This is a genomic window from Streptomyces ossamyceticus, from assembly GCF_001418475.1.
Lineage (GTDB): Bacteria > Actinomycetota > Actinomycetes > Streptomycetales > Streptomycetaceae > Streptomyces > Streptomyces ossamyceticus.
The window spans coordinates 1-3,159 of sequence record NZ_LIQX01000092.1 but is presented as its reverse complement, the minus strand read 5'-3'; the positions used below and the strand labels follow the sequence as shown (position 1 = coordinate 3,159).

3 protein-coding genes and 3 pseudogenes are annotated in these 3,159 nt (G+C 71.3%); 3 read left to right on the top strand and 3 right to left on the bottom strand.

Features of this window, described 5'->3' with window-relative positions; all coding sequences use genetic code 11:
- On the bottom strand, window positions 1-403 hold a 403-nt coding region (locus AOK15_RS08525), incomplete at its 3' end, for a molybdopterin oxidoreductase family protein (RefSeq protein WP_157870193.1).
- 315 nt (window positions 404-718) lie between these two features.
- Between AOK15_RS08525 and AOK15_RS08520 the strand changes: the two genes are divergently transcribed.
- Both AOK15_RS08520 and AOK15_RS08515 read left to right on the top strand, forming a co-directional pair.
- Window positions 719-1,204, top strand: a complete 486-nt coding sequence (locus tag AOK15_RS08520; RefSeq protein ID WP_240496788.1) for a hypothetical protein — start codon at window positions 719-721, stop codon at window positions 1,202-1,204.
- A gap of 212 nt (window positions 1,205-1,416) precedes the next feature.
- Window positions 1,417-1,953: a hypothetical protein gene (locus AOK15_RS08515; protein WP_055514427.1), complete on the top strand. Its 537-nt coding sequence runs from the start codon at window positions 1,417-1,419 to the stop codon at window positions 1,951-1,953.
- An 89-nt stretch (window positions 1,954-2,042) separates the two neighbouring features.
- Here AOK15_RS08515 and AOK15_RS46600 read toward each other — a convergent pair.
- Window positions 2,043-2,501, bottom strand: a pseudogene (locus tag AOK15_RS46600) (SanA/YdcF family protein); the annotation flags it as partial.
- A gap of 2 nt (window positions 2,502-2,503) precedes the next feature.
- A pseudogene (locus AOK15_RS46595) lies at window positions 2,504-2,699 on the bottom strand (hypothetical protein); the annotation flags it as partial.
- A gap of 276 nt (window positions 2,700-2,975) precedes the next feature.
- On the opposite strand from AOK15_RS46595, the pseudogene AOK15_RS08505 reads away from it, so the two are divergent.
- Window positions 2,976-3,159 (top strand): annotated as a pseudogene (locus AOK15_RS08505) (sirohydrochlorin chelatase); the annotation flags it as partial.

The following is a 3,159-nucleotide window of genomic DNA, read 5'->3' as shown; positions in this document are numbered from 1 at the left end:
TGTAGTCGATCTGAGAGGTGCCGAGCACGATCCGGGCGAACTTGCCGAGCGCGTACGCCTTCTCGTTGGTGAGTCCGCCGCCGCCGAACACACCGCACGCGTCCGGGCCATGCTCCGTACGCGTGCGGGTGAGTTCCTCGGCGATCCGGTCGAGTGCCTCGTCCCAGGAGGCGGGCTCCAGGACGCCCGCCCTTCTGACCAGAGGAGTGGTCAGCCGCACCCGGGACGAGAGCACCGCCGGCGCCGTACGGCCCTTGCCGCACAGCGCGCCCCGGTTCACCGGGAAGTCCGCGCGCTCCGAGACCACAACGACACCGTCGGTCCCGTCCGCAGCGGGCGTCAGGTTCATCCCGCACTGCAGGGCGCAGTACGGGCAGTGGGTGGGCGTCGCGGAGTTCGGCATACCACTCAGCGTGCGTCGGGCGTGTTACGCGCCGGGGCGCCCTGGCGTTACGCGACCGGCACGGGGACCTCCCGGCGGGTTCCGGGTGGGAGTGAGGTGCGGACGGCCGGTGGGTGCGTGAACGGTTCGGGCGATGTCGCAGTTCTGTCACCGTGTGCGGCCGTCCGGGCGCTCACCGTCCAGGCGTTCGGTGCCGCGTGCTAGAACTACGGGCGCACCGACACGGGGGTCGTGGCATGAGTCCCGTGCGGCGCACGTCCTGTCACGTGGCCCGGGAGGGCCGTAGGGGGAAGAAGGATCATCACCGTGAACCGCATGCGCACGACCGTCGCCGTCCTGGGTGCCGCGGGCGCCCTGACCGCCGCCCAGCTGGGCCTCGCCGGCACCGCCGCCGCGGCGGGCGCCGACGCCCAGGCCGGCGGCTGCCCGATCAAGATCTCCACCCCGAAGCGCTTCTACGTCGACGCCAACCGCTGGGTGACCAACGGCGGTCTGTACTTCGGTCTGAAGAACACCAGCAAGACCAAGAGCTTCACCAGCGTCAGCCTCACGATCAGCAAGCCCAAGAACCTGACGTTCGGTTACGCGACGCCGACCAAGGGCAGCAAGATCACCAAGCGGACGACGAAGACCGTCACGGTCTCCACGAAGAAGCTTGCGGCCAAGGGCAGCTCCGGTTTCCGCGTCAAGACCCGCATGGGCAACGTCAACCGCGACTACGAGGTCAAGCTCACCGTCCGCGGCAAGGGCTGGGACTGCGCCGTGGACCAGGGCTGGTGGGGCACGATCGACCACAACTAGGCCGGGCTCGTCAACCACGCTGGTCTCGTTACATGGGCCGGGGTCCCGACACAGGGCCCCGGCCGACGCATGTCCGGCGTCCCGCCTGCCCCCCCCCGCACGCCACCATTGGGGCGCACCGCTCGGACCGCCCCGCGTGGCGCCACGCCCGCCGAGGGCGTACGGCCGAGCATGGGCGGATCCAGCTCCCCCTCCCGCACCGAGGCGATGCGATGCCCGACCGCGCCGGCCACGTCCGCACCGAGAGCACCGCGCCGGGGTGGATCTCACGGCACCGGCCGCTCGAGCAGTCCCTGTTCAACGGCATCTACGGGCTGGTCCTGGCCAGCGCCCTGGTGGCCGCGCTCGACCCGGCGGGCGAGGAGGCCGACCCCGGTCCGGACGCGCTGTGGGTCGTGCTCACCGCGCTGGCGTCGGCCGCCGCCCACGGGTACGCGCACGTCATCGCGCAGCGTGCGTCCGTCGACGGGGCGGTCACCACGAGCAGACTGCGGCTGGTGCTCCACGAGTGGCCGCTGGTGGCCGCCGTCCTGCCCACGGTGGCGCTCCTGCTCGGCGCGGCGGCCGGCTGGTGGGCCGAGTCCGTCGCGGTGGACGTGGCCCTGCTGTTCAACACGGTCGCCCTGTTCGGCTGGGGTGTCGTGGCCGCCCGCACCGCCGGGTACCGATGGCCGTCGGCGTGCCGCGCGGGCGCCATGGACATGCTGATCGGCCTGGCGATCATCCTCGCGAACGCGCTGATCAAATAGCGCTTGCCTCCGACCTGCCTACCAACTGCCCCCTGAGCGCCCCTTCCTCACCCGCGTCAACAACGCAACGACCCCGCTGGGCGAGACGGCTAGCGCGCCGACGCGAGCGCCCGCGCGACCCCCGGCTCCTCCGGTCCGAGGAACCGCGGGTCCGGCTCGAACAGGGCGTCGAGAGAGGCCTTGCCCGCGGCGAACAGTTCGCGGGTGGCGCCGTAGTACCAGGTCTCGTCGTGCTTGTCCTGCACGCCGACGCCGTACGACGTGACACCCGCCTCCTGGCACAGGGCGACCGCCCGGCGGATGTGGAAGCCCTGGCTGATGAGCACCGCCCGGTCGACACCGAAGATCTTCTTGGCGCGGACGCAGGAGTCCCAGGTGTCGAACCCGGCGTAGTCGCTGACGATGTGCCGGTCGGGCACCCCGTGGTCGGTGAGGTAGGCCCGCATCGCGTCCGGCTCGTCGTACTCCTCCCGGCTGTTGTCGCCGGTGACGAGCACGACCTCGATGCGGCCCGAGCGGTACAGCTCGGCCGCCGCGTCCAGCCGTCGNNGCGACGGCTCGCCCTGCCACAGCCCCGCCCCGAAGACCATCGCGACCTGCGTGCGCGGGACGTCGGCCGTGGTCCGCAGCCTGCCGTCGGCGGTGGTGAACATCCAGGTCGAGGGCAGCAGCGCCAGCACGCACAGCCCCATCGCCACCTGCACCGCACGCCGCCGCCCCGTACGGGTTCGCGGCAGCCGGAGCACCCGCCTCACACGTCCCACCGAGAAGCCCCCGTCCGTGGCAAGCACACATGTGTCGTGCTTGTTTCCGACGGACCCGACCCGGCCCGTCCTTCCGACCAACGAAGACGTCATCCGCGGTGATCCGGTTCACCGCGCGGCGTGACAAGTTTCACCCGATCGTGTCGAAATCGCAGGTCAAGGAGGTTCACACCCCGGCGGGGCGCGCCGTGAACCGCTGGAAAACACCCGTCACCACGGTGCAACGGGGAGGCAACCTCCTCCCGGCACCATCGACACATGACGGCGACGACGAGCAACACGACGAGCCAGTCGAACGCGGACCTCGCCAGTACGGCGCACCTCATGACCCGGATCGGTGACCAGTTGGCCAGTCAGCTCAGCCTCGTCTCGCTCAACGGGACCCGGCGCCCCACCCCGCCCGCCCCCGCTCTCGTCCTGGTGGCGCACGGCAGCCGCGACC

Excerpts from the sequence above, each read along its gene's own strand:
- AOK15_RS08520 (WP_240496788.1), top strand. The coding sequence starts at position 719 with ATGCGCACGACCGTCGCCGTCCTGGGTGCCGCGGGCGCCCTGACCGCC.
- AOK15_RS08515 (WP_055514427.1), top strand. The coding sequence starts at position 1,417 with ATGCCCGACCGCGCCGGCCACGTCCGCACCGAGAGCACCGCGCCGGGG.